Source organism: Glycomyces sp. NPDC047010, from assembly GCF_040644205.1.
Classification (GTDB): domain Bacteria; phylum Actinomycetota; class Actinomycetes; order Mycobacteriales; family Micromonosporaceae; genus Glycomyces.
Genome location: NZ_JBEYVY010000004.1, coordinates 1 through 25752, shown reverse-complemented (window position 1 = coordinate 25752; position 25752 = coordinate 1). Strand labels below are relative to the sequence as shown.

The following is a 25752-nucleotide window of genomic DNA, read 5'->3' as shown; positions in this document are numbered from 1 at the left end:
GTCCAACATGTCCGCCGTCCCCACCTTCGTGCTCGTGCACGGCACGCACGTCTCGTCCTTCAGCTGGGTCGGGCTCACCTCCGAGCTCACCCTGCGCGGGTACCGCACCGTCGCCGTCGACCTCCCCGGCCACGGGATCGACGGGTCCTTCCCGCAGGCGTACCAGGCGCCGCAGGACCTCGCCGCGCTCGCCAAGGAGCCCACGCCGATCGCGTCCTACACCCTCGACGACTACGAGGCGCACGTCATCGACGTCGTCGAGCGCGCCAAGCGGCTCGGCCCGGTGATCCTCGTCGGCTCCAGCCAGGGCGGGGTCTCGCTCAGCCGCGTCGGCAACGCCGTGCCCGAGCTGGTCGACCGCCTCGTCTACATGGCCGCGTACTGCTGCGTGGACCTGCCGACGATGGCCGCGTACCTCGAACAGCCCGAGAACGCGGGCAGCCTGCTCCCCAACGTCACCGCCGCGCTCGCGGGCGACCCGGCCGAGCTCGGCGTGGCCCGCGTCAACTGGCGGACCAGCGACCGGAAGCTGCTCGACGGCATCCGCGACTGCCTCGCGGGCGGGCTCTCCGACGCCGAGCTCACCCGCCTCCTCAACCTGTTCCAGCCCGACGAGCCGGTCGCGATCCCGGTGTCGGAGGTCCGCGTGGACGCCGACCGCTGGGGCCGCATCCCCCGCACCTACGTGCGGTTCACCGAGGACCGGCTCATCCCGCCGGCGCTCCAGGACCGGTTCATCGCCGAGGCCGACCGGCTGACCCCGCACAACCCGACCGAGGTGTTCTCGGCGCCGCTGCCGCACGTCGGGCCGTTCTACCGGCCCGAGGTCGTCGCGATCCTGTCCCAGATCGCCGAGCGGCACGCGTGAAGCAGGTCTACATCAAGGTGTTCCGGCAGGTCGCCGCGGACACCGTCTACCTGTTCGCGGCGTTCCCGATCGCCGTGGCCGCCTTCGTGGTCGCGGTCGCGGGGATCGGCGCGGGCGCGGGCACCGTCGCCGTGTGGGTCGGCGTGCCGATCCTCGCGGCGACCCTGTTCGCGCTGCGCGGCGTCAGCGCCGCCGCCCGCGGCCGGCTCGGCGCGCTGCTGGGCCGCCCGGTGGCCGCGCCCCGCTACAAGCGGGCGGCGTACGGTGCCGCGCCCCTGCGCCGGTTCCTGACGCCGCTGTCGGACGGCCGGTCGTGGAAGAACCTGCTGTGGGCCGCGGTGCAGTTCCCTGTGGCGCTCTTCGGGTTCGTCGTGGGCGTGACCTGGTGGGCCGTGACCCTCGCGGTCACCTTCTACCCGCTGTACGGCTGGCTCATCCGCCGCCACGTCGGGACCGACGGCATGGAGTACGCCACGCAGTGGCTCGGCTGGGGCGACTCGTACCGGGACGCCATGACCCTCGCGGGCATCGGGAGCTTCGTGTTCTCGGTCCTCCAGCCGGTCGTCCTGCGCGGCCTCGCCAAGATGCAGTCCGCGACCGACGCGGGCCTGCTCACCTCCCCCGCCGACGACCGCGACCCGTACGGGGCCCCTGCCGGCGCCGAGTCCGCGGCCGAGCGCGCCCGCCAGCGCCTCGCGGTCTGACTCGGTAAGCGACGAAAGGAGACCCTCATGGAAGACGGCACTCCGCGCGGCCGGCTCAAGGCCGCCTGGGCACTGGTCGTCCTGGCGCCCTTGTGCGCCGAGCTGACCTTCACGGCGGTCGCGGTGCCGCAGACGTGGATCGCGCTGCCGCTCTTGATCCCGATGTACGGCGCCGGAGTGCTGCTGATCCGCGAGGCCGCCGTCCGCGCCGGGGGCGGCTGGCCGAGCCTGGTCGTCCTCGGCCTGGCCTACGAACTGGCCGAGGACGGCCTGGGCCTCCAGGCCCTGACCAGCCCCACGATGTACGACGCCTCGGAGTGGAGCCTGCGCCTGCTCGGGTTCAACGCCACCTACTGGCTCGCGCAGGTGGGCATCCACGTCGTGTTCAGCGTCCTGATCCCGATCCTGCTGGCGGACCTGCTGTTCCCGCACCACCGCTCCCGGCCCTACCTGGGTACGGGCGGGTTCGTGAACACCGCCGTGGTCACCGTCTTGGGCATCCTCGGGCTGCGCTACGGGATCGCCGCCACTCAGGACCCGGGCTACCAGACGCCGCCGGTCGCGCTCATCGCCATCGGCGCCGCCATCGCGGTGCTGGCGGTGGTCGCCCTCAAGGTCCTTCCTGGACGGTCCGCTCCCGTCAGGGCCCTGCCGTCCCGGCCGCTCCCGGTCGCCGTCTTCTCGTTCGCCGCGACGCTCGCGTTCCTCGGGCTGCTCATGCCCGCGGGTCTGCGTCCGGGCGGCCCGGTGTTCGGCGACGCCGTGCCGCTCCTGCTGCCGATCGCGGCCGCCCTCGCCCTTGGCGCCGTGACGATCTGGCTCGTCCGGCGCTGGGCCGCCCACTCCGAGTGGGCCGACGCCCACTGCCTCCACCTCGTCGCCGGGGCCATGGTCGCGCACACCGCGTTCATGGTCCCCGGCCACGGCGTCTCGGGCCTCGTCACCGCGGCGTTGACTATCGCCGTCGAGGTTCTGGCCCTCGTCTATCTCGGCCGGGTCCTTCGGCGCCGAAGCGCCGCTTAGGAGCGGCCCCGGGTCCAGAGGCTCCAGGCGCGGGCGTAGGGGCCTTCGGCGGCGGCGAGGGTGTCGTGGGTGCCCTCCTCGACGATGCGGCCGTGCTCCATGACCACGATCCGGTCGGCGCGCGCCGCCTGGTCGAGGCGGTGGGCGACGAGCAGGCCCGCGCGGCCTTCGAGGGCGGCCGACGAGGCGTGGTCGAGGGCCGCGGAGTCGGCGCTCCCGGCCTCGGAGGTCGCCTCGTCCAGGACCGCGAGCGGCGGATCGAGGAGCACGATGCGCGCCAAGGCGAGTGACTGCGCCTGGGCCGGAGTGAGCTCCGTGCCGCGGTCGCCGACACCGGTGTCGAGGCCCTCCGGGAGGGACAGCAGCGAGTCGGCGCCGACGCGCTCCAGGGCCGCGATGAGCTCGTCGTCGCCCGCGCCCGGGCGGACCAGGTCGAGGTTCTCGCGCAGGGTCCCGTCGAAGACGTGGACCTCCTGGGTAACCAGGGCGGCCGTGCCCTTCACGGTCCCGGCACCCGGGTCGAGGACGCCCGCGACGATCGCCGCGAGCGTCGACTTGCCCGCACCCGAGGAGCCGACGAGGGCGACGGTCTCGGTGGCGCCGATGCGAAGCGAGACGCCGTCGAGCACCGGGTGGCCCGGGAGGTACTCGAAGCGGATGTCCGAAGCGTCGGCCGCGGCGGTGCCCGGCTCGGCGCGTTCGGCGGCCTTGAACTCGTCGGCGTGGATGACGCCGACGATGCGGCGCATCGAGGCCAGCGCGGACTGGAGCTCGTCCACCACGAACATGAGCTCGTTGATGGGCCCGAAGAGGCGCAGGAAGAACAGCATCGCGGTCGTCGCGGCGCCCACGGTCCCGTGGCCCTCGCGCACCAGCAGGAAGCCGACGACGAGGATCGAGCTCATACCGAGGAACTCGGCGAGGTTGATGCGCGCGAAGAACCCGTTGATGACGGTGCGGGCGCGCACGGACCAGATGCTGACCGCCCAGGAGGCGATGAGGATCCGCTTGCCGTGCGTCCCTGAGAGGTTGAACGCGTGGACGGTCTCGATGCCGCGCAGCGACGCGAGGAGGTGCTGCGCGCGGGTCGCCATCGCGGCGCGCTCGGCCTCGTAGATCTGCGGGGCGTTGCGGCGGTGCCAGCGCAGCGTGACCACGTAGACGGGGATGACCAGGACGAGGGCCGCGACGGCGAAGCGCCAGTCGAGGACGGCGATGCCGACGACGGTGGTGGCGATGGTGAACGCCGAGCCCGTGACGGCCGGGACGACGTACGGCGCGGCCTCGGCGATGACGGCGACGTCGTCGCCCGCGCGGGAGACGAGGTCCCCGGCGCCGGCGCGTTCGAGGGCGGCGCGGGGCAGGGAGAGGCCGCGGGCGACCATGCGCTCGCGGGTGGAGGCGAGGACGCGCTCCACGAGGCGGGTGGCGCCGACCTGGCCGAGGCCGTCGAAGAGCGCGGCGAAGAGCGCACCGGCGGCGATGGCCCCGGCGAGGAGCCAGACGGCCTGGGCGCCTTCGCTATCGGCGACGGCGTCGACGAGGGCGCCGAGCGCCCAGGGGGTGGCGAGTCCGGCGGCGGCGCCCAAGGTGAGGAGCGTGACGACGCCGACGACTTTCCATGCGCCGCCCTTGAGGGCGAGGCGGACTTCGGAGCGGACCTGCGCGGCGGAGGCGAGCGGCAGGGTCTCGCGGGTGTCGTCGCTCATGCGGCGGCCTTCCCGTTCAGGTCGACCACGCGGTCGCACACGGCGAGGAGCGCGGGCGCGTCGGTGACGAGGAGGGTCGAGCGGGTCCCGCGGGCGGCGCGGAGGCGCTCGGCGATGCGGGACTCGGTGACCGAGTCGACGGCGGTCGTCGGGTCCTGGAGGACCAGGAGCGGCGGTCGCTGCGCGAGCGCGCGGGCGAGGGCGATGCGCTGGCGCTGGCCGCCGGAGAGGCGCAGGCCGTCCTCGCCGACCTCGGTGTCGATCCCGTCGGGGGCGGCGTCGATGATCTCGGCGCAGTCGGCCGCTTCAAGGGCCGCGTCCACAGTGTCGCGGTCGGCGGTGAGGAGGCCGACGTTCTCCAGGATGCTGCCGTCGAAGAGGGCGGCGTGGTGCGGGACGACGAGGACGGCGGCGCGGAGCGCTTCGAGGTCGTACTCGGCGAAGGGGCGGCCCTGCCAGGTGACGGTGCCCGCCTCGGGGTGCGCGCCGCCGGAGAGGAGCGCGGCGAGGTCGGCGGCGGCCGCGGGGGTGGCGCGGAGGCCGACGCATTCGCCGGGGGCGACGACGAGGTCGACGCCGTCGAGGTGCTCGGTGCGCACGCCGCTCAGGCTCAGCTTGCCGTCGCCCTGGTCGGGGCGGGCGTCGCCGTGGGCCGCGTCGCGGTGGGGCAGTTGGAGGATGGAGAGCACGCGCTCGGCGGAGGCGAGGGCGGCGGCCCAGATCGCACCGGCGTTCGTGGCGAGGCCGCTGAGGGGGCCGATGATGAACTGGGTGAGGCCCACGATGGTGATGAGCTGGCCGACGGTGAGGTCGCCGTTGAGGGCGCGGAGGCCCGCGACGAGCGCGAGCCCGGCGACGAACAGGCCGGAGGCGAGGTTCATCGAGCCGGTGTAGACGCCTTGGGCGCCTGCGGCGTGGAGGCTGCCGTCGAGGGCGTCGCGGCTGGCCCTGCGGTACCGGTCGGCGGCGGCGCCCTGGGCGCCGAGGCCGGAGAGGACCCGGTACCCGGCGAGGAGGTCGGCGGCCTTGCCGGAGGCTTCGGCGGCGAGCGCGGACTGGTCGTGGCTGCGGCGGCGCAGGGGCCCGCCCGCGCGGTCCATGATGAGGAGCAGCAGGGGGACGCCGATGAGGACGATGAGTCCGAGCTCCCAGGACAGGACCATGAGCACGGTGCCGGTGAGCAGGACGGCGGCGAGCTCCCCGACGGGCCAGGCGGCGATCGAGACGGCGCGTGCGAGGTTGTTGACGTCCGTGGAGGCGATGGAGAGGGAGACGCCGGGGAGTCCGGCGCGTCCCTTGACGCCCTTGGGGTCGAGGAGGCGGTCGGCGACGAGGGTCCGCAGGCGGTGCTGGACCGCTTCGATGCCGAGGAGTCCGAAGCGGGACCCGAACCGGTAGCTGTAGCTCAGGAGCGCGAAGTCGGCGCCGAGGAGGAGTACGCACAGCGCGAGCCTGACGTAGTCGCCGGTGGCGACGGCCTGGTCGATCGCGAAGCCCATGATGACCGGGACGAGGGACTCGCCGACCTGGTGCATGACGAGCAGCAGCGCGGCGGGGACCATCTGCCGGGGCGCGGCGGCGATGGCGCGGAGCGTCAGCTGCCTGGGCGTGGTCTTGGCGTCGATGCGGATGGGCCGCACCGGGATCGGCTCGGGTGGGGCCTGGAGCAGCACGGGGAGCGGCATGGGTTCCTGTCTGGGTGTCGGGCTTCACCGGAATATTAGGCAAACCTAACTTACGGCGCAAGGTGAAGCCGCCCACGTTCCGCGGTCGGGGTCAGTCCCGCTTGAGTCCGTCGAGGACAGCGGTGGCGCTGCGGAGGAAGGACGCGGCGACCGCTTCGGGGGCGTCGAGGTAGCCGGCGACCATGGCGCCGTCGCGCAGGAGCATGAGGTCGTCGGCCGCGGCGGCGGGGTCGGCGGCGAGGGGGGCGACGAGGTCGGCGAACGCGTCCTTGCACCAGCGGCGGTGCTCGTCGACGGCCTTGCGGACGCTGCTCTCGGGGTCGGGGTACTCGGCGGCGGCGTTGATGAACGGGCAGCCGCGGAAGCCGGGCTCGCAGGTGATGACGGCGAGGGCCTCGGAGACGAGGCGCATCACGGCCGCGGGGTCGCCGCCGCCGTGACCGACGGCCGCGCCGATGCCCTCGCGCTCGATGGCGGCGCGGCGCTCCAGGTAGGCGACGACGAGGTCGTCCTTGCCCTTGAAGTGGCGGTAGAACGTGACCTTCGTGGTCGCGGCGGCCTCGATGACCTTGTCGACGCTCACCGCCCGCAGGCCGGAGGCGTAGAACAGCTGCATGGCGGCCTCAATGAGGCGCTCGCGCATCGAGGTCTTCACGGTCGCGATCATACGTGCCCCTCCGCTCTTGCCCTCCGGGATCGCCGTGCGTATGATCCTCAAGTAGAGTGACTAGTCATTCTACTTCACTTCACAGGAGGACGCCATGACCACCGATCTCGAGTCCCGGCCCGCGCAGCGCTCGCTGCGCAGCCTGTACTACGGCCGCTTCGCCTTCGCCGCCGTCTGGGCCGGGCTCCTCGTCGCGAGCGGCGCGGAGATCGGCCCGCTCGGGGCCGCGCTGCTCGTGCTCTACCCGCTGTTCGACGTGGCCGCGGCCGTCGTCGACTTCCGCTCCCCCACCGGGGACCGGCCCGCCCTGTACGTCAACATGGCGCTGAGCCTCCTCGCCGCGGTCGGCCTCGGCTTCGCGGCGGCCTCCGGCCTCCCGGCCGTGCTCCGCGTGTGGGGCGCCTGGGCGATCACCGCCGGAATCGTGCAGCTCGTCGTCGCGATCCGCCGCCGCAGGCTCGGCGGCCAGTGGCCCCAGATCCTCAGCGGCGCCCTCTCGACCGTCGCGGGCACCGCCTTCATCCTCCAGTCCGGCACCGACGCCGCGGCCCTCACCGGCCCCGCCGGATACGCCGTCGTCGGCGGCCTCTTCTTCCTCGTCTCGGCGATCCGCCTGCACCGCAAGCCGAACCCCGTCACCGATTGAGCAGCTGCTCCAGGAGTCCGAGGCGCCAGGCGGCGTCTCGGGCCACCAGGAAGCCGACGATGCCCACGATCCAGCCGGTGGTGGAGGCGGCGTTCTTGGTCATCCAGTCGTTGATCTTCACCAGGAGCGGCTCGACGGCGTTGCGGGCGACGAGGCGGGCCGTCATGAGGACCAGGGCCGGGACGACCATGACGAGGCAGTACCCGGCCATCGTGGCGGTGGTGGCCGCCGCGCCGAGGCCCGCGGTGGTGACGATGCCGATCGCCGCGAGGTACGGGAGCATCGTGGCGACTTCGAGGGTGGCCGCGCCGAGGGCGAGGCCGACGAGGGGGAGCGCGCCGGTGCGGGTCCTGGTCGTGCCGGGCCCGGTCTCGGCGCCGAGGGCGCGCTCGCGCCAGCGGGCCATGCGGCCGCCTCCTTCCTTGGACTTCTTGGAGTCGAAGCGGAAGCTGAGGACGACGAGGCCGACGCCGACGGCGAGCTGCACCCACATCGCGGGCCGGGTGTCCAGGAGCGCGCCGAGGTCGTCGACGAACGTGGTCGCGCCGAGCACGATCGCCATGCCGACCGCGAAGTAGAACACCGTGATCGTCCCGAGGTAGACGAGCATCCGGCCGGCCCTGACGCGACCGGGCGCGAGGAGCAGCCAGATCGGGATGAGCAGCGTCCCGAAGCTCGTCGAGTCGATGAGGGCGAGGGCGGCCAGCGAGGCGGCCATGGCGAGGTCCATGGTGCGAGCGTATGGAGCGCAAGGGGGTCCGGGCGTCGGCCGCGGGATCGATCTTCACCGCCGGGACTGCGCCTTTGGTCGCAGGACGAAGGTGGGGACTGGATTTGGATAGCGCTTTCCAGTAGGGTGGGACCAAAGGCAAGGACGCCGACGAAGGGAACCCTCCGTGAACGCGAACCCCCCGATCCTCACGGTCAACGACAACGGAGCCTGGTGCTGGTTCCAGGACGAGCGCGCGCTCGTCGACCCCGCGACGCAGACCCTCGTGGTCGGCTCGATCAGCGCGGCCGAAGGCCCCGGCGGGGAGGGCCGGTCCGGGAACGTCGAGCTCGCGGTGGTCGACCTGCGGGCCGGGACGAGCCGGGTCGTGGTGCTCCACGAGGCGTTCGAGACCGACGACCACGACGTGCCCGCGCTCTGGCGCCGCGCCGACGGCCGCTGGCTCGCCGTCTACACCAAGCACAAGACCGACGACCGCACCCGCTGGCGCGTCAGCGAACCGGGCGACCCGACCCGCTGGGGGCCCGAGCGGGAGTTCGACTGGAGCGGCCTCACCGGCGGCGCGGGCGTCACCTACTCGAACCTCCGGTCCATGGGCGGGCGCCTGTACTGCTTCGCGCGCGCCGTGAACGACGACCAGTGCGCGCTGGTCTCCGACGACGACGGCGACACGTGGACCTACGCGGGCAAGCTGTTCACGCGCCCGAAGGTCGGCTACGTCAACGGCTACACGCGGTACGCAGGGGACGGGAAGCGGATCGACCTGGTCACCACCGACCACCACCCGCGCGACTACGACAACTCGATCTACCACGGCTACTTGGAGAACGGGGCCCTGCACCGCAGCGACGGCACCATCGTGGACGCCGCGGCCGTGAGCGGCGAGGCGCCGTCCCAAGTGGAGCTGACGACGATCCTGGAGGCCGGGTCGCGGTGGGGCGGGGTGCGGATGTCGCACTGCTGGACCACCGACATCCGGCGCGGCGAGGACGGCTCGGTCGCCGCGGTCCTCACGGCCCGCGCGGGCGAGGAGGAGCACCTCGACCGGCGGCGCGCCCACCCGGACCTGCGGTTCTTCTACGCGCGCATGGCGCCCGGCGGCACGTGGACCGTGAACGAGTTCGCGAAGGCCGGGGCGGGCCTCATGCCGCACGAGGAGGACTACACGGGCCTGGCCTCGATCGACCCGTACGACCTCGACTCCGTGTACGTCTCGACCACAGTGGACCCGCGCGACGGCTCGGCCCTGGCGTTCCACGAGATCTTCCACGCCCGCACCGAAGACGACGGCGCCACCTGGACGTGGACGCCCGTGACCGAGGACTCCGCGGTGGACAACCTGCGCCCCATCGCCGCCCCCGGCGACCCGTCCCGCACGCCGCTGCTGTGGTTCCGCGGCACCATGACCGCCTCCCAGCACTACGACTGCGAGATCGTCCTGCGCGACCTCCCCCGCGGCGCCTAGGACAGGCCCTGAGCTCCCGGGCCCCCGGAAAGAGCGCCGGGGGCCCGGGGACCGCCTTCGTTCAAGCCCGGTTTACACCGCGGCCCTTACGGTCCGGGGTATGAGACGAGTTTCAGTGATGGTCGCGGCGGCGCTGCTCGCCGCGGGGTGCACGTCGGTCGCGGAGGGCCGGGCGCCGGAGGCGGCGCCGGGCTGCGACCCGGACCTGGTGAGCGGGCTGGGGCGGTGGGCCGACGCCGGGTTCAGCGGGACCGTGGCGCTCACCGGCGGGGGCGTGGAGTGCAAGGCCGCGTTCGGGACCGCCGACGGGACCGCGCCGGTCACCGACGACACGGTGTTCGCGATCGGGTCGGTGAGCAAGTCGTTCACGGCCGCGGCGGTCCTCGGACTGGCGCATGAGGGGAAGCTGTCCCTTGAGGACACGGCCGGGTCGCTGCTGCCGGGGCTCTCCGGTCCGGCCGCCGAGGCCACGGTCGAGCAGCTGCTCCTGCACACGAGCGGCCTCGAAGGCGAGCACGGCCGCGACCACGAGCCGCTCGACCGGGACGAGGCGGTCGCGGCGATCAGCGGCCTCGCGTCGGCGTTCGAGCCCGGGAGCGACTTTCTGTACTCGAACGCCGGGTACTCGCTGCTCGCGCTCATCGTCGACGAGGTGACCGGGTCCTACAGGGACCACATGGCGTCGGAGATCCTCGTCCTGCAAAGTGAGCCGTTCGGCGGGTTCTGGGACGGCGAGCCAGCCGCGCCCGGGCCGCGCGCGGTCGGGCAGGTCGACGGGGCGCCGTCGACCGCGAACGGGGACTTCGCGGGGCCGTTCTGGGCCATGGAGGGCAACGGGGACCTCGCCATGACCGCCGGGGAGCTCGCCGCCTGGACGCGGGCCCTGTTCGAGGGCGACGTCATCGATGACGAAGCGGTGCAGACGCTCACGGACACGACGTTCGACAACGGGGACGGCAGCGCCGAGATCCCCGGGTGGGTCTCCGTGGGGCCGGACCTGCTCGGCACGCCCGTGATCACCGCGTCCGGGGGCGGCGGCGACACCGGGCACAACGCGGTCGCCGCGTGGCTGCCCGAGCAGGGCATGAGCCTCGCGGTCGCCTCGAACGGCGAGGAGGTCACCGCGGGCGACCTCGTGGACGCGATCGGGCCCGCGCTCGCCGCCGGGGAGCCCATCCCGCTCCCCGAGGGGCACGCCGAGGTCGATCCCGAAGAGCTGCAAGCAAGGGAGGGCACCTACGTGCTCGACTCGGGCGGGTCGTACACGGTGACCGCGACCGAGGACGGCCTCGAAGCCGCCGCGACCGGGGCCGACGCCGTGGCGGCGATGTTCGCCTCAGCGGACTTCACCGCCGAGGACGTCGCCGCCCACGAGGCCCTGGTCGCCGCGCTCCTCGCCGGGGAGACCGACGCCGGACGCGAGGAGCTGGAGGCCGTCGAGGGCGACATCGGCGCGATCGAGGAGGTCCGGCCCGCGGGCACCGTGGAGGAGCAGGGCGAGCTGCGCACCTACGTCGAACTCGTGACCGCCGAGGAGACCGTGCTCGGCTGGTACGCCCTGGACGAGCGGGGCGGCATCGGCGGCGTGTGGCTCGGCGCCGAGCCCCCGGCGTTTACGCTGGTGCCCACCGGTGAGGGCGAGTACCGCCGCGACCTCGCCGGGGTCGGCGACGGCGTGCGCGTCGCCTTCGACGAGGACTCGATGACCGTGACCGGGCCGGCCGGGTCCGCCGCGGCCCGGCGCTGAGAGGAGACGGCGTGCGCATCCTGCTGGTCGAGGACGACCCGGACCTGGGCCCCGTGCTCGCGCTCGGGCTGCGGAACGAGGCGTATGCCGTGGACCTGGCTGTGACCTGCGCCGAGGCCGAGGAGCTGCTGTGCGCCAGCGACTTCGACGTGGCCTGCCTCGACCTGGGGCTGCCGGACGGGGACGGCCTCGCGCTGCTGCGGCGGCTCGGGGCCGACCCGCACCTGCGGCGCCCGCGGCGCCTCATCGTGCTCACCGCCCGCGACGCCGTGGACGACCGGGTCGCCGGGCTCGACGCGGGCGCCGACGACTACCTGGTCAAGCCCTTCGACTTCGCGGAGCTGGCGGCGCGGCTGCGGGCCCTGTCGCGCCGCGCCGACGTCAGGGACGCGGTCCTCGAAGTCGGGGACCTGCGGCTCGACGCCGCCGCGCACCGGGCCTGGCGCGGCGGCGCCGAACTCGAACTGACCGCGAGGGAGTTCTCCATGCTCAGGTACTTCATGCACCACCCCGGCGAGATCACGTCCACTGAGGACCTGCTGGAGCACGTGTGGGACGCGCAGGCCGACCCGTTCACCGCCTCCGTGCGGGTGATCCTCAGCCGCCTGCGCCGCAAGCTCGGCGAGCCGGGCCCGATCAGCACGGTCACCGGCGCGGGCTACCGCCTGGAGGCCGGGTGAACTCGCTGCGGGTCCGCTTGGCGCTCACCGGGTCCCTCGCGATCTACCTCCCGGTGGTCCTGGTCTTCGCGGTCACCGCGATCACGCAGGAGGTGTACACGGAGATCGGCGCGGACGGGGTCGAGCGCGTCGTCTCGCGCACCGGGGTCGGCCCGAACCCGTGGGGCGTGCTCACCGTGGTGCTCCTGCTCCCGGTCACCGTCGCGCTCGCGTGGTGGTGGTCGGGCCGGGCGGTGCGCCCGTTCGAGCGGGTGCGGGCCGCGGCCGAGCGGATCGAGGCGTCGGACCTGGGGCTGCGGGTGGGGAGCGCGCAGGGGACGGCCGAGGCGCGGGCGCTCGCGGCCGCGTTCGACTCGATGCTGGACCGGCTGGAGCGGTCGGCCCTGGTGCAGCGCAAGCTCATCGAGGAGGCGAGCCACGAGCTGCGGACCCCGCTCGCGGTCCTCATCACCGGCGCGGACGTGGTGCTGGCGCACCCGGAACCGGACCTGGACCTGTACCGGGAGGGCCTGGAGCGCAGCCGGAACGCGGCCCAGCGGCTGCGCGACGTCGTGGGCGAGCTGCTGGTGGACGCCCGCGGCCGGGCCCGCGTGATCGACCGGCGGCCGGTGGACCTGGCGGTGCTGGCGAGGGAGGTGGCCGCGGAGTTCGCGCCCGCGCCGGTGGAGGTGAGCGGGGCGGCGAGTGCGGAGGCCGCGGTGGACGGTCCGAGCGTGCGCCGCGCGGTGGCGAACCTCGTCGGGAACGCGGTCAAGCACGCTCCTGAAGGGACCGTGGTGCGGATCGAGGTCGAGGCGGGCCCGGACGCGTTGGCGCTCACCGTGATCGACGAGGGCCCGGGGATCGCCGAGGCGGACCGGGAGCACGTGTTCGAGCGGTTCTGGCGCGGCGACCGGGCCCCGGGGACGGGCCTGGGCCTGCCGATCGCGCGCCAGATCGCGCAGGCGCACGGCGGCGACGTCGTGCTCCTCGACGGGGCGGGAGGGTGCCGGTTCCGGCTGGTGCTGCCGCGCGGAACCGGCGTGCGGGGGTTACGGCCCGCCGTTGGCCTCGCGCTCCTTCTCCATGTTGGAGACCTGGTTCTCGCCCGCGGCCGTGGAGTTCGCCGTGTACTTGATCGTCTTCATCTTGTCGATGGGGTTCTTCCAGCTGTTCTTCAGCGGGTCCATCGACTTCGCGAGCGGGGTGTTGGAGAGGTTCCGCAGGTTCTGCGCCCCGTCCATGACCTTCCCGCCGCCGCGCATCAGGCCCGTCGAGGTGCCCTTGAGGAGCTGGTCGGTGGCGCCGTCGAGGGACTTCTTCAGGCCGGTCGACTGGCTGCCGAACTTGCGCAGCGAGGAGACCCAGCGGCCGAGCTTCGACATGAGCTGGCCGAGCTTGCCGACCAGGTTCGCGAAGACCGACACGGCCTTGGAGACGACCCGCGCGACCGCGGCGGCCGCGGTGGCGCCGAACGTGAACCCGGCGGTGGCGAGCGCGGAGAGGATCCACAGGATCGCCTCGGCGATGAAGTTGGAGATGATCTCCAGGAACATGGTCCGGAAGATCGCGACGAGCACGCCCGCGCCGGTGATGAGGTTCGCGGTCCACTTCGCGCCGTCGGCGGTGCCGCTGATGACGCCGCCGAACGCGGTGGCGCTGTTGCGGTACGCCTCGGCGTCCTGGCCCTCCCAGTCGGTGGTGGTCTGGACCTCGGTGTTCCACGCCTCGGAGGCGTCGTGGAGCGCCATCGCGATGTTGTTCCAGGTCATCGCCAGGCCCTCGATGGCGTTGGGGTTGCCCGCCAGCCAGTCGAGGGGTTCGCGCAGGAACGAGATGTGCTCGAACAGCCAGGAGACGCCGGCCTGGACGAGGTGCTTGAAGGGGTTGGAGATGAACGAGAGGGCGTCGAGCCCGAGGGAGAACGTGGACGAGGCGATGTCGCCGACGTCCACCTGCCCCTGGGTGATGGCGTTCCCGTACGCCTGGCCGGCCTTGTAGACGCCGTAGAAGATCTTGGAGCTCTGCGGCATCGAGGTGGGGGTCTCGCCCTCGATGAGGGGGTTCGCGGCGTTCACCGGTCGAGCTCCTTCTGGAGGGCGTCGAACACGGCGGCGACCTCTTCGTCCACGGTCTGGTACTGCTGGGCGGTGGCCTGGAGGGCCGCGGTGAAGCCGTTGCCGAGGTCGTCGATCGAGTCGAGGGTCTCGGTCCCGTCGTCGAGGAACAGGTCCAGGGCGGGCGGGATCAGCTGGGCGAAGACGATGCCGTAGGCGTTCTCGTCGCCGAGGCGCACGGTCTTCGCGGCGTCGGCGGCCTGGACCACGATCGGCATGGGGCCGTTGACGAGCTTCGACGCGTGGTCGCGGAGCATCTGGGGGTCCACTTTGACCATGTCAGTCCTCCGCCTTGGGCCGGGCGAAACCGGTGATGACGTCCATGGCCTCGGAGTCGGCCCCGAGGAGGCCGGACATGATCTCGGCGGTCTTGCGGCCGGACTCCTCGACGGCGAGCCGGTAGACCTCCAGCACCAGGTCGGCGAGGCCGGTGCCGGAGAGGCCGCGCGCCTGGGGCGAGAAGCGCAGGCCGGTGAGCGTGCCGCCCGCGTTGACGGTGACGGTGACGATCTCGTCCTCGTCGGCGGCGGTGACCTCGGATTCGGCGAGCAGCTCCTCGGCGCGGCCGGCCTGCTCCTGGATGACGGCGACGCGGGATTCGAGTTCCTGCATGATCTCTTCTGGCGTTCGCATCCCATCCTCCTTCTTCGGTTGTGCCGTTGGTGCGGATGTCAAGCTAGCCAACGAGAGTGAACCGGAGGTGGCGGCGCCCTGAACGGGTGCGCTCAGTCAGGGCGCGTCATGGCCGCGATGAGCTCGGCACCGGTGAAATCGCGGCGGCCCCCGGCCTCGGCGGCGTGGACGAGCGCCGTCAACCGCTCGTTCACCGGCGCGGCCGTGCCGTGCTCGGCGGCGAGCGCGGCGATCTCGCCGTTGAGGTAGTCGACCTCGGTGGGGCGGCCCGCCGCGAGGTCGTCGAACGTGGAGGACCGGGCGTGGGGGTCGACGGCGAGCATCCGGGCGGCGACGCGCGCGAACAGGGCGTCGGGCAGGCCGAGCACGTACGGGACGAGCCGCGGATCGGTCCCGGCGGCCTTGGCGGGCCTGATGCCCGCGGCCCTGTAGGCGGCGAGGGCCTCGCGCTGGGCGCGGGCGAGCACGCGCCGGTAGTTCCTTTGGGACAGTTCAGTGCGCAGCGGCAGGCCCGAGAGGGCGTTGACGGCGTTGTTGAGGTTGAGGAGGAGCTTCGCGGCCTGCACGCCGAGAAGATCGCCGTGGAGCGTCAACGGCATTGCGGCCCTGGCGAAGTCGGGGAGGAACGGGGCGAGCGCCGGACTGGCCTGGGCTTCGAGGCCGCCGCCGGTGCCGCGGTGGAAGCGGCCCTCCCCGCGGTGCACGACGTTGAACGCGACCATGCCCGGGACGACCTCGGCGTCCGGGAGCCCGGCGCGCAGGACCGCGGCGTTGCGCAGGCCGTTCTGGAGGCTGACGACGGGCGTGCCGGGGCGCAGCAGCGGCGCGAGCTCCGCGGCCGCATCGGCGGTGGCGGCGGACTTGACGGCGACCAGCACGAGGTCCGCGTCAGCGGCGGCGGCCGGTCCGGTCTCGTAGCGGGGCTTCGCGATCCGCTCGTCGGCCCCGTCGAGGTCGGTGACGTGGAGCCCGTGCGCGCGGACCTCGGCCGCGAACCGCTCGCGCCCGACGAACACGACGTCCGCCCCGGCCGCGGCGAGCCGCCCGCCGACATAGCACCCGATGCTTCCGGCCCCGTAGACGCAGATCATCCGGGGATGCTACCCCGCTGCGGCGTACCGGGGTCCGCGTGCTCGCGCAGGAACGGGAGGAGGTGCGCCGCGACCCGGCCGGGCCGTTCGAGGTCCGGGAGGTGCCCGCAGTCCTCAAGGACCGTGATGCGGGCGTTGGGGAACGCCGCCTCCAGACGCTCAGGGGACGGCAGCGGGGTGACGCGGTCGCCGCGTCCCCACAGGACGAGCGTCGGCACGTCGGCGACGGCGCGGTACTGCTCGGCGGCGTCGTGGATCGGCATGTGCCGCACCGAGGACAGGACCGCGCGCGTGAGCGCCGGGGTGGCGTGGGGGCGGAACCGCTCGCGGAGCGCGGCGACGATCTCGGGCCGGTCGGAGTAGTCCGCGAGCCGCGACAGGAGCGCGCGCGGCCCGGCGGCGCGCGCGAGGAGGTCCCCGGCGACGGGGAGCAGCAGCAGTCGCGACCGCAGCGGCAGGCGCACGCCGAACCCGTCGGGCGCCACGTGGACGAGGGAGCGGACGCGCTGCGGGCGCCGGGCCGCGAAGCCCGCGGCGATGAGCGCGCCGAACGCGAGGGACACCAGGTGCACGGGCCGGTCGGGGCTGAGGTGGTCGAGGAGGGCGTCGAGCTGCCGGTCGAACAGCGCGGCGTCGTAGCGGGTCCGGGGCGCGGCGGCGGCGTCGCGGCCGAGGAGGTCGTAGCGGACGGTGCGGAACCCGTGCCGCGCGAGGGTTTCGGCGGCGTCCTCCCAGACGAACTTCGGGAGGGTGGCGCCGGGGACGAACACGACGGGCTCGCCGTCGGCCGGGCCCGCCTCGGTCTCAGCGGAGGTCTGCGGAGTCGTCATGGGGCCCTTCCGGTTCGAGGAGGTCGGCGACGGCGTCGGGCAGGCCCTCGACCGCGGCGGCGGCGAAGCCGCGCATGACCGCCCGCCAGCCGTCCATCGCCTCGGGCCCCGCCGCGGCGAGCACCTGAGCGATGTGGTCGAGCTGCGGACCGGTCGCGCGCCGCTCCAGGTCGCGTCCGGCGGCGGTCGCGGCGAGGGCGCGCTCGCGCCCGCTGCGGGCGGGCACGTCGGCGCGGACGAGTCCGCGGCGGCGCAGCGCCGACAGGGGCCGGTGCAGGGCCTGGCGGGTGATGCCGAGGGCGGCGGCGAGTTCGGTGACGCCGATGCCGGGACGGCGGACGACGACGTAGAGGACCCGGTGGTCGGTGCGGCCGAGGCCCTCGGCGCGCAGGGTCTCGTCGGCGGCGGCGGTGAAGCCGCGCCAGCCGGCGAAGAACAGGGCGATGTCGGCGTCGTCCACGAACATGTCAACTATGTTGACATATCTGCGGACCGTCGCGCAAGCCGCACCGGGACCTGTGCGGCCGAACCGCTGCGAACTGGAAACCCGCCGTTCAAGATGGGGTCATGGGATGACACCCGGCGGGGAGTGGAATCTCCGAGTGCCATACTCCAGGCATCCCTCGCATAACACCGGTGCTGAGTTAGGAGCAACCCCGAATGCCAGTCAACCGCAGAACCCTCCTCGGCGCCTCGGCCGCCGGGGCCGCGGCCGCCGTCGCCGCCGCCTCGCCCGCGGAGGCGAAGCAGTCCGCCAAGCGCTACTCGTTCACCGTCATGGGCACCACCGACCTCCACGGGAACGTCTTCAACTGGGACTACTTCAAGGACGCCGCCTACAGCGACGCCGCCGGGAACACCCGCGGCCTCGCCCGCGTCGCGACCCTCGTCGAGCAGATCCGCGACGAGCTCGGGAAGAAGAACACCATCCTCATCGACGCGGGCGACACCATCCAGGGCACGCCCCTCGCGTACTACTACGCGCGCGTCGACCCCATCGCCGAGGACGGCGGCCCCGTCCACCCCATGGCCCAGGCCATGAACGCCGTCGACTACGACGCCGCCGCGCTCGGCAACCACGAGTTCAACTACGGCCTCGACACGCTCCGCAAGTTCGAGTCGCAGCTCGACTTCCCGCTCCTCGGCGCCAACGTCGTCGACACCGAGACCGGCCGCCCCGCGTTCCCGCCGTACCACATCGTGCGCCTGCGCACCCCGCGCGGACGCGACGTCAAGGTCGCGATCCTCGGCCTCTGCACGCCCGGCGTGACCATCTGGGACAAGGCCATCGTCGACGGCGTCCTGGAGTTCCCCAGCCTGGAGACCGAGGCCGCGCACTGGGTCAAGCACCTGCGCGAGAGGGAGTGCGTCGACGTCGTCATCGTCTCCGCGCACTCCGGCACCTCCGGGACCTCCGCGTACGACACCTCCACCGGCCTGGGCATCGAGAACGCCTCCAAGATCGTCGCCGAGACCGTCCCCGGCATCGACGCGATCCTGGTCGGCCACGCCCACGTCGAGATCGCCGAGACCCGCGTGGCCGGCCCCGACGGGCGCGAGGTCATCCTCTCCGAGCCGCTCTGCTACGGCCAGCGCCTCACCCGCTTCGACTTCGACCTGGTGTGGGACAAGGGCTCCTGGAAGGTGGAGTCCGCGGGCGCGACGGTCCTCAACTCGAACACCGTCGAGGAGCACGAGCGGATCACCGAGATCCTCACCGCCGAGCACGACGAGGTCGTGGCCTACGTCAACCAGGTCGTCGGCCAGGCGTCGATCGACCTCGACACGGCCGAGGCCCGCTACAAGGACGAGCCGATCATCGACCTCATCACGAAGGTCCAGGAGGACGTCGTGAAGGCGGCGCTGGCGGGCACCGAGCACGCGGACCTGCCGGTGGTGTCGCAGGCGTCGCCGTTCTCGCGGACCTCCCTGATCCCCCAGGGCGACGTGAAGATCAAGGACCTGTCGAGCCTGTACATCTACGACAACACCCTCGTCGCGAAGCTGCTGACCGGCGCCGAGATCCGGGACTACCTGGAGTACTCCGCGCAGTACTACGTGCAGACCGCCGCGGGCGGCGACGTGGACCCGGACGCGATCACCAACGCGGACGACCGGCCCGACTACAACTACGACTACGTCTCGGGCTTCACGTACGAGATCGACATCGCCAAGGCCGCCGGCTCGCGCATCGCGAACCTGAAGTACGCGGGCGCCGACGTGGACGACGCGCAGCAGTTCGTGTTCGCGGTCAACAACTACCGCGCGAACGGCGGCGGGAACTTCCCGCACGTGGCCGCCGCCGAGGAGGTCTGGAGCGAGTCGATCGAGATCCGCACCCGGATCATCGAGTGGGTGACCGCCAAGGGCGCCCTGGACCCGGCCGAGTTCGCGTCGGTCGACTGGGTGCTCACCCGCGACGGGGCGCCGGTCTTCTAGCGCCGCCTCGCAGTACCGCCTCCCGGGGCGCCGCGGTTCTCCGCGGCGCCCTGGTGCGTTCCGCCACCGCGTGGCAGTATTGCGTCCACCAGGCGAACTGACCGCCCGGCTAGCAAACGAGAACCCAATACGCCAGGAGCGCACATGGACTTCCGGGAAGAGGCCGCCGCCATCGAGGGCGAGCTCGTCGCACTGCGGCGCGAACTCCACCAGATCCCCGAGATCGGACTCGACCTGCCCAAGACGCAGGCGGCCGTCCTCGCCGCCCTGGAGGGCCTGCCGCTGGAGATCACCCTCGGCGAGTCCTCGACCGCGGTCACCGCGGTCCTGCGCGGCGGCAAGCCGGGTCCGGCGGTGCTGCTGCGCGGCGACATGGACGCACTGCCGGTGACCGAGGAGAACCCCGCCGAGTGGGTGTCGAAGCACGTGGGCACCATGCACGCGTGCGGGCACGACCTGCACACGGCCGGGCTCGTGGGCGCCGCGAAGCTGCTTTCGGCGCACCAGGCCGAGCTGGCCGGGGACGTGGTGTTCATGTTCCAGCCGGGCGAGGAGGGCTGGGACGGCGCCGGGCACATGATCGCCGAAGGCGTGCTGGAGGCCGCGGGCCGCAAGGTCGACGCCGCGTACGGGCTGCACGTCATCTCGGACACCGTGCCGCGCGGGGTGTTCACGACGAAGGCGGGGCCGATGATGGCCGCGTCCTCGGGGCTGTTCGTGAACGTGATCGGCAAGGGCGGGCACGGGTCCCGTCCGAACACGACGCTCGACCCGATCCCGGTGGCCGCCGAGATCATCACGGCGCTCCAGGCGCTCGTGACGCGCCGGTTCAACGTGTGGGACCCGATCGTCATCACCGTGGGCACGTTCAACGCGGGCACGCGGCACAACATCATCCCCGACAACGCGCAGTTCGCGGCGACGGTGCGCACGTTCTCCGAGGAGGCGCTCGCGCAGGTCGAGAAGGAGTCGGTGAAGCTCGCGCAGGACATCGCGACCGCGCACGGGCTCACCGCGGACGTGCGGTTCGAGCGCGAGTACCCGGCGACGATCAACGACGCGGACGAGGCGGCGTTCGTGGCCGAGACCGCTACTGACCTGTTCGGCGCGGACCGGTACGTGGAGATGCCCGACCCGGTCATGGGCTCGGAGGACTTCTCGCGGGTCCTGGAGGCGGTGCCCGGGAGCTACATGTTCTACGGCGCCACCGTGAAGGAGAACCCGGCGGACGCGGCGTCGAACCACTCGCCGCGCGCGGCGTTCGACGACTCGATCCTCGCCGACGGCGCAGCGCTCCTCGCGGAGCTGGCCGTGCGCCGCATGAAGCGCGGCTAGAGCGACGTTCGAGGGGAGGTGGGCGTGCGCCCACCTCCCCTCGTTCCGTCTGTGTCAGCTTGCGAGCGTTGCGATCCCGTAGATCGCGCACGCGAGGCCGAAGCCCATGAGGCCGATCGTGGTCTCCATGACCGTCCAGGTCTTCAGGGTGGTCTTGACGTCCATGCCGAGGAACCGGCCGACGAGCCAGAACCCGGAGTCGTTGACGTGGCTGGCCATGACCGAGCCCGCGGCGAGCGCGAGGACGATCGCGGCGAGCTGCACGGCGTTGAAGTCCCCCGCGCCGACGACGGGCTGCACGAGCCCGGCGGCGGCCGTGAGGGCCACGGTCGCGGACCCTTGGGCGACGCGCAGGGCCGTGGCGATCACGAAGCCCGCCACGATGACCGGCAGGCCGATCCCCGAGAGCGCGTCGGAAAGGGCGTCGCCGATGCCGCTGGTGCGCAGGACGCCGCCGAACATGCCGCCCGCGCCGGTGATGAGGATGATCGCGCAGACCGGGCCAAGCGCGTTGTTGAGCAGGTCCTCGACCCAGTCGCGGGTGCGGCCGCGGCGCTCGCCGAGGACGTAGGACGCGACGAACACGGTGATGAGCAGGGCGATCGGCGTGGAGCCGAGCGCGCGGGCGACGCTGAACCAGGGCGCCTCGGTGTCGACCCAGCCCGCCGTGCCCGCGGTGTTCAGGCCCGTGTCGAAGAAGATCATCACCAGCGGCAGGAGCAGCAGGAGGATGACGGTGCGGGCGCGCGGCGGGTTCTCGGCGTCCTCGGTCTGCGGGCCGCCGGAGAGGACGTCGGGCACCGGGAGTTCGATGCGCTTGCCCGCCCAGAGGCCGTACAGGTAGCTCGTCAGGTACCAGGTGGGGATCGCGACGAGCAGGCCGAGCGCCACGACCAGGCCGACGTCGGCACCGAGCAGGGAGCTGGCGGCGACCGGGCCGGGGTGCGGCGGCACGTAGATGTGCATGACCGAGAACGCGCCTGCCGCAGGCAATGCGTACTTGAGGACGCCGCCGCCGAGGCGGCGCGCGACCGCGAAGATGATCGGCAGCATGACGACGAGCCCGGCGTCGAAGAAGATCGGGAACCCGAAGATCAGCGACGCGACGCCCAGGGCGAGCGGCGCGCGGTCCTCCCCGAACTTCGCGATGAGCATGTCGGTCAGGGCCTTCGCGCCGCCGGAGACCTCGACAAGGCGCCCGAGCATCGCGCCGAGGCCCACCAGGAGGGCCACGCTCGCGAGGGTCGAGCCGAAGCCCGAGGAGATCACGGGGATGAGGTGCTCGGCGGGGATGCCGGTCGCGAACGCGGTGAGCACCGAGACGGTGACCAGCGCGAGGAACGCGTGGACGCGCAGCCAGATGATGAGGACGAGCAGCAGGGCCACGGCCCCTGCGGCTATCCCCAGGAGCGGTCCGGCTCCGAGGGTCTGGGTCCAGTCCAATTCCATGGGGTGCAAGCTCCTTTGCGTTGCGGGGAGGCGGGATTGCCGGGGAGGGGGCGATCCGAGGGGAGTCTGCGGGGGCGGGTGGCGGGGTCAGTGTCCGAGGAAGGCCAGGACCTCGTCGGCGATGACCTCCGGGGTGTCGGCGACGTTCACGACGACGCCGTCCTCGTCGGGGCCGAGCGGTTCGAGCGCGGCGAACTGGGAGTCGAGGAGGCGCGGGGGCATGAAGTGGCCGCTGCGGCGGCCGAGGCGGCCGCCGATGAGCTCGCGGGAGCCGTCGAGGTGGACGAAGCGCACGCGCGCGTCGGCCTCGCGGAGGACGTCGCGGTAGGCGCGGCGCAGGGCCGAGCAGGTGAAGACGGAGGAGTGCCCCTTGGCGGCCTCGGCGCCGATCCGGTCGCGGATGATCCGCAGCCACGGTTCTCGGTCGGCGTCGGTGAGCGGCACGCCCGCGGTCATCTTCGCGATGTTCCCGGCGGGGTGGAGCTCGTCGCCCTCGGTGAACGGCCAGTCGAGCCGGTCGGCGAGCAGCTTGGCGACGGTGCTCTTTCCCGAGCCCGTCACCCCCATGACGACCAGGCAGGTCGCGGACATGGACCCCTCCTCTTTGAAAGGTAATACTTTTCCGTCGGAAAGGTAACACCATTCGTTCGGCGGCGCAACCCGGGCCCGGATAGGATTCCGACATGGGCGACACGCGAAACCCCACGGGCCTCCATGATCCCGTGCTCGACAAGCTCGGGCTGGAGATCGCCTCCGGCGAGCTGCCGGACGGGCACGTGCTCACCCTGGACGGCATCCAGGAGCGCTTCGGCGTCTCCCGCACCGTCGCCCGCGAGGCCATGCGCGTCCTGGAGAGCATGGGCATGGTCCGCTCCCGCCGCCGCGTCGGCATCACCGTGCGCCCCATCGCCGACTGGAACGTCTTCGACCCCAAGGTGATCTGGTGGCGCCTGGCCGGGCCGGGCCGCAACGCCCAGCTGCGCACGCTCACCGAGCTGCGCATCGCCGTCGAGCCCCTCGCCGCCGGAGCCGCGGCCCGCGCCGCCACCGCGCCCCAGCGCGCCCGCGTGGTCGAACTCGCCGCCGTCCTGCGCCGCCTCGGCGAGGCCGCCGAGCTGACCGAGTTCATGGAGCGCGACGTCGAGTTCCACGAACTCCTCCTGCGCGCCAGCGGCAACGAGATGTTCGGCGCCCTCGCCGACCCCGTGGCCGCCGTCCTGCGCGGTCGGACCCAACTGGGCCTCATGCCCCACCGGCCCGTCCCCGAGGCCCTCGACCTGCACGACGCCGTCGCCGCCGCCGTCGCCTCGGGGCACTCCAACGACGCCGAGAACGCCATGCGGCGGCTCCTCGCCGAGGTGCGAACCGCGATGCTCCCCCGCTTACGACGGGCCCGGCCTCCACCGAGAGCGAGCCCGAGGCAACCCCCGGGGCGCCTGACAGCGCCTTCCAAGCGACAGGGACGGACCCGTGTTCGCCCACCGCACACCAGGACCACCCCACGCGCGGTCGGCAACCCCACCCCGCGCGCGCACCACTCGGCTCATCGCACCGGCGTGTTTGGGCGACGACACGGCGTTTCGCCTGGTCTGAACAGAGAAGTACACGCAGTAACCGATTAGCATGAGCCCCAAAGACACCACGGCTCACAAGGCCGCGACTCCACCGCAGATCGGACTAGCCATGCCCGAGTTCGCACCCGTGCGATTGCCGCACTACGACGGCCGGGGCTCCGAGCCCCGCTCGCTCCTCGACGACGTCGCCGCCTGGGTCGGATCCGAACCCATGGCCGCCCTCCTGCACCGCTACGGCGGCTCGCTCCCGGGCACCGGCACCGCGACCGACCTCGCCTACCTCGAAGCGTTCTCCGCCGTCCACTGGGACTTCCGGGCCGGACGCGAACGCCACGAGACCGAGGCGCGCCCGCTCGACCCCGAGCAGGAGGCCGCCGTCGCCGAAGCCGCGCTGGCCCTCGGCCTCGGCGCCGAACTCAAGCCGCGGCTGGAGCACTACACGCACGTCCTGGTGCTCGGCGGACTCGTCGCCTCGTGCCTGTTCCGCACCCGCTTCGCCGCGGAGATCCTCGCGGCCGGGACGGAGGCCGACCACGTCACCGGCGTCGGCGGCTTCCGGCCGCTCGGCGACGCGGACCTGGAGTCGGCCCGCCTGAGCGGGCTCCACTGCGGCGCGTTCGAGGTGGACGCCATCGAGGCGTCCCTCAAGCGGGCCTTCGGGATCGAGGGCCGCCCGCACATCGCCGAGGGCGGCGACCCGCACCGCGAGCCGGGCCGGTCGTGGAAGGTGGCGACCTACGAGCACGGGCCGATGTCCGTGCGCGCCGTCGCGGCCCCGTCCTCCATCCCGGACCGCCGCCGCGCCGACACCGTGGACACCTGCCGCTTCTGGGCCGACGAGGTCGCCGACCTCGCCCCCGGCGACAGCGTCCTCGTCGTGACCTCCGCACCGTACACGGCGTTCCAGCACTGCGACGCCATCGCCCACATGGGACTCCCGTACGGCGTCGCCATCGACACCGTCGGCGTGGACCCCGCTGTGCTCCCCGAACCCCACTTCCGCAAGGCGCACACCGCGAGCGGCTACCTCCAGGAGATCCGCTCCGCGATCCGCTCGATGCGCCGCCTGCACTACGCGGCGGCCACCGCGGAAGCGGAGCTCGCGGTCGAGGCGGCGCACGCCTTACTGCGCGAGGACCGGTGATTTCACCGATGCACGACCGCACCGAACAATAGATATTTACGTCCATCACTTGATTTCCCATCGAGGAGGACGTAGCCATGCAGGCAACCAGGAAGCGGGGAATGCTCGCCGCCGTGCTCGCGGCGGTGCTGTCGGCGGCCGTCGGGGTCGCCGTCGCGACCGCGCCGAGCGCCGCGGCGGCCGACAACCCGTACGAGCGCGGGCCGGCCCCCACCAACTCCAGCATCGAGGCCGTCCGCGGCTCCTACGCGGTGTCGACCACGAGCGTGTCCTCACTGGTCACCGGATTCGGCGGCGGCACCGTCTACTACCCGACGACCACCGCCGACGGCACGTTCGGCGCCGTCGTCATCGTCCCCGGCTACACCGGGACGCAGTCCTCGATCTCGTGGCTCGGCCCGCGCCTGGCCTCGCAGGGCTTCGTGGTCTTCACGATCGACACCAACACCACGCTCGACCAGCCGGGCCAGCGGGCCGACCAACTCCAGGCCGCCCTCGACTACCTCACCGAGCGCAGCTCGGTCCGCACCCGCGTGGACGCCGACCGGCTCGCCGTCATGGGCCACTCCATGGGCGGCGGCGGCTCGCTCGAAGCGACCCGGGAGAACCCGGACATCAAGGCGAGCATCCCGATGACGCCGTGGCACACCACGAAGTCGTGGAGCACGATCAGCACCCCGACCCTGATCTTCGGGGCCGAGAACGACTCGGTCGCGCCGGTGGCCTCGCACAGCGTGCCGTTCTACAACTCGATCCCCAGTTCGGCCGAGAAGATGTACATCGAGCTGAACGGCGCGTCGCACTTCGCGCCCAACTCATCCAACACCACCATCGCGAAGTACGCGATCTCGTGGCTCAAGCGGTTCGTGGACGACGACACCCGCTACGACCAGTTCCTCTGCCCGGTCCCGACCGGATCGGCGATCGAGGAGTCGCGGGGCACCTGCCCGCTCGGATAGAGGCCGCACCGAAGGACCGGACGGCCTCGGCCGTCCGGTCCGCGGGCTTCCACCCCTTCCAAACCGACTGGTCGGTTTTGTACGATGTTCAGATGGGACGGAGCGCACCGAGGCACCCCGCCCGGGCCGCCCCGCCCGCGCGGCGAACACCGACGCCCGTCCCGGCACCAGCCGCTCCGCCCGCTCCGCCCGCTCCGCCCGCTCCGCCCGCTCCGCCCGCTCCGCCCGCTCCGCCCGCTCCGCCCGATAATCACGCTAAGCGCGCTGGGCGCGGGAGG

The 25752-nt window shown here is 72.7% G+C and carries 23 protein-coding genes and 2 pseudogenes; 13 read left to right on the top strand and 12 right to left on the bottom strand.

The features are described 5' to 3' along the window. Window positions 1-7: 7 nt before the first annotated feature. Genes AB0A65_RS09220 through AB0A65_RS09210 form a run of 3 tightly spaced genes read left to right on the top strand, consistent with a single transcriptional unit; the run spans window position 8 to window position 2595 of the window. The gene (locus AB0A65_RS09220; protein WP_359948812.1) at window positions 8-868 is read left to right on the top strand and encodes an alpha/beta fold hydrolase; all 861 of its coding nucleotides are present in this window, start codon (window positions 8-10) and stop codon (window positions 866-868) included. Beyond that, a complete protein-coding gene (locus tag AB0A65_RS09215) occupies window positions 865-1572 on the top strand; it encodes a sensor domain-containing protein (RefSeq protein ID WP_359948809.1) in 708 nt (235 codons plus the stop codon). Before AB0A65_RS09220 ends, AB0A65_RS09215 begins: the two co-directional genes overlap by 4 nt. A gap of 27 nt (window positions 1573-1599) precedes the next feature. Then, the gene (locus AB0A65_RS09210) at window positions 1600-2595 is read left to right on the top strand and encodes a hypothetical protein (protein WP_359948806.1); all 996 of its coding nucleotides are present in this window, start codon (window positions 1600-1602) and stop codon (window positions 2593-2595) included. Here the strand turns inward: AB0A65_RS09210 and AB0A65_RS09205 are convergent. The 3 genes from AB0A65_RS09205 to AB0A65_RS09195 form a co-directional block, all read right to left on the bottom strand. Continuing rightward, complete coding sequence (locus AB0A65_RS09205; RefSeq protein ID WP_359948803.1) at window positions 2592-4304, bottom strand: ABC transporter ATP-binding protein; 1713 nt, start codon at window positions 4302-4304, stop codon at window positions 2592-2594. The two genes, AB0A65_RS09210 and AB0A65_RS09205, sit on opposite strands and share 4 nt — an antisense overlap. Continuing rightward, on the bottom strand, window positions 4301-5989 hold the full coding sequence (locus tag AB0A65_RS09200; protein ID WP_359948800.1) for an ABC transporter ATP-binding protein: 1689 nt from the start codon (window positions 5987-5989) through the stop codon (window positions 4301-4303). The genes AB0A65_RS09205 and AB0A65_RS09200 overlap by 4 nt, the downstream gene beginning before the upstream one ends. A 91-nt stretch (window positions 5990-6080) precedes the next feature. Then, window positions 6081-6656, bottom strand: coding sequence for a TetR/AcrR family transcriptional regulator (locus tag AB0A65_RS09195; RefSeq protein WP_359948797.1), 576 nt, complete (start codon window positions 6654-6656; stop codon window positions 6081-6083). A gap of 94 nt (window positions 6657-6750) precedes the next feature. On the opposite strand from AB0A65_RS09195, the gene AB0A65_RS09190 reads away from it, so the two are divergent. Further along, on the top strand, window positions 6751-7302 hold the full coding sequence (locus AB0A65_RS09190) for a DUF308 domain-containing protein (protein ID WP_359948794.1): 552 nt from the start codon (window positions 6751-6753) through the stop codon (window positions 7300-7302). On the opposite strand, the gene AB0A65_RS09185 is transcribed toward AB0A65_RS09190, so the two are convergent. Continuing rightward, window positions 7292-8032 carry a GAP family protein gene (locus AB0A65_RS09185; protein ID WP_359948791.1) on the bottom strand — a complete coding sequence of 247 codons (741 nt, stop codon included), beginning with the start codon at window positions 8030-8032 and terminating at the stop codon, window positions 7292-7294. The two genes, AB0A65_RS09190 and AB0A65_RS09185, sit on opposite strands and share 11 nt — an antisense overlap. 166 nt (window positions 8033-8198) lie before the next feature. On the opposite strand from AB0A65_RS09185, the gene AB0A65_RS09180 reads away from it, so the two are divergent. The 4 genes and pseudogenes from AB0A65_RS09180 to AB0A65_RS09165 all read left to right on the top strand — a co-directional run. Continuing rightward, window positions 8199-9497, top strand: a complete 1299-nt coding sequence (locus tag AB0A65_RS09180; RefSeq protein ID WP_359948788.1) for a BNR-4 repeat-containing protein — start codon at window positions 8199-8201, stop codon at window positions 9495-9497. Between the two features lie 100 nt (window positions 9498-9597). Next, window positions 9598-11244, top strand: coding sequence for a serine hydrolase domain-containing protein (locus AB0A65_RS09175; protein WP_359948785.1), 1647 nt, complete (start codon window positions 9598-9600; stop codon window positions 11242-11244). An 11-nt stretch (window positions 11245-11255) separates the two neighbouring features. Further along, on the top strand, window positions 11256-11924 hold the full coding sequence (locus AB0A65_RS09170) for a response regulator transcription factor (RefSeq protein WP_359948782.1): 669 nt from the start codon (window positions 11256-11258) through the stop codon (window positions 11922-11924). Then, a pseudogene (locus tag AB0A65_RS09165) lies at window positions 11921-12877 on the top strand (HAMP domain-containing sensor histidine kinase); the annotation flags it as partial. The gene AB0A65_RS09170 and the pseudogene AB0A65_RS09165, both read left to right, overlap by 4 nt. A 78-nt stretch (window positions 12878-12955) precedes the next feature. On the opposite strand, the gene AB0A65_RS09160 reads toward AB0A65_RS09165, so the two are convergent. The 6 genes from AB0A65_RS09160 to AB0A65_RS09135 form a co-directional block, all read right to left on the bottom strand. Beyond that, window positions 12956-13981 carry a hypothetical protein gene (locus AB0A65_RS09160; protein WP_359948779.1) on the bottom strand — a complete coding sequence of 342 codons (1026 nt, stop codon included), beginning with the start codon at window positions 13979-13981 and terminating at the stop codon, window positions 12956-12958. Further along, entirely contained in the window at window positions 13978-14298 is a 321-nt protein-coding gene (locus tag AB0A65_RS09155; protein WP_359948776.1) for a type VII secretion target, read from the bottom strand. Before AB0A65_RS09155 ends, AB0A65_RS09160 begins: the two co-directional genes overlap by 4 nt. A gap of 1 nt (window position 14299) precedes the next feature. Further along, window positions 14300-14653: a YbaB/EbfC family nucleoid-associated protein gene (locus AB0A65_RS09150; protein ID WP_359948773.1), complete on the bottom strand. Its 354-nt coding sequence runs from the start codon at window positions 14651-14653 to the stop codon at window positions 14300-14302. A gap of 92 nt (window positions 14654-14745) precedes the next feature. After that, on the bottom strand, window positions 14746-15744 hold the full coding sequence (locus AB0A65_RS09145) for a 2-dehydropantoate 2-reductase (RefSeq protein ID WP_359948771.1): 999 nt from the start codon (window positions 15742-15744) through the stop codon (window positions 14746-14748). Next, complete coding sequence (locus tag AB0A65_RS09140; protein ID WP_359948768.1) at window positions 15741-16574, bottom strand: alpha/beta hydrolase; 834 nt, start codon at window positions 16572-16574, stop codon at window positions 15741-15743. Before AB0A65_RS09140 ends, AB0A65_RS09145 begins: the two co-directional genes overlap by 4 nt. Continuing rightward, window positions 16549-17040 (bottom strand): MarR family winged helix-turn-helix transcriptional regulator, encoded by a 492-nt coding sequence (locus AB0A65_RS09135; RefSeq protein ID WP_359948765.1) that lies wholly within the window; start codon window positions 17038-17040, stop codon window positions 16549-16551. Before AB0A65_RS09135 ends, AB0A65_RS09140 begins: the two co-directional genes overlap by 26 nt. 194 nt (window positions 17041-17234) lie before the next feature. On the opposite strand from AB0A65_RS09135, the gene AB0A65_RS09130 reads away from it, so the two are divergent. Further along, entirely contained in the window at window positions 17235-19013 is a 1779-nt protein-coding gene (locus AB0A65_RS09130; protein WP_359948762.1) for a 5'-nucleotidase C-terminal domain-containing protein, read from the top strand. Between the two features lie 144 nt (window positions 19014-19157). Then, on the top strand, window positions 19158-20348 hold the full coding sequence (locus AB0A65_RS09125) for a M20 family metallopeptidase (protein ID WP_359948759.1): 1191 nt from the start codon (window positions 19158-19160) through the stop codon (window positions 20346-20348). A gap of 54 nt (window positions 20349-20402) precedes the next feature. Here AB0A65_RS09125 and AB0A65_RS09120 read toward each other — a convergent pair whose 3' ends face one another. Together AB0A65_RS09120 and AB0A65_RS09115 are read right to left on the bottom strand one after the other, a co-directional pair. Further along, window positions 20403-21797 carry a GntP family permease gene (locus tag AB0A65_RS09120; protein ID WP_359948756.1) on the bottom strand — a complete coding sequence of 465 codons (1395 nt, stop codon included), beginning with the start codon at window positions 21795-21797 and terminating at the stop codon, window positions 20403-20405. Window positions 21798-21884: 87 nt separating this feature from the next. After that, window positions 21885-22388: a gluconokinase gene (locus AB0A65_RS09115; protein ID WP_359948753.1), complete on the bottom strand. Its 504-nt coding sequence runs from the start codon at window positions 22386-22388 to the stop codon at window positions 21885-21887. 92 nt (window positions 22389-22480) lie between these two features. On the opposite strand from AB0A65_RS09115, the pseudogene AB0A65_RS09110 reads away from it, so the two are divergent. The 3 genes and pseudogenes from AB0A65_RS09110 to AB0A65_RS09100 form a co-directional block, all read left to right on the top strand. After that, window positions 22481-23188 (top strand): annotated as a pseudogene (locus AB0A65_RS09110) (FCD domain-containing protein); the annotation flags it as partial. Window positions 23189-23480: 292 nt separating this feature from the next. Continuing rightward, entirely contained in the window at window positions 23481-24515 is a 1035-nt protein-coding gene (locus AB0A65_RS09105; protein ID WP_359948750.1) for a hypothetical protein, read from the top strand. 77 nt (window positions 24516-24592) lie between these two features. Then, window positions 24593-25474: an alpha/beta hydrolase gene (locus tag AB0A65_RS09100; protein WP_359948747.1), complete on the top strand. Its 882-nt coding sequence runs from the start codon at window positions 24593-24595 to the stop codon at window positions 25472-25474. Window positions 25475-25752: the final 278 nt, after the last annotated feature.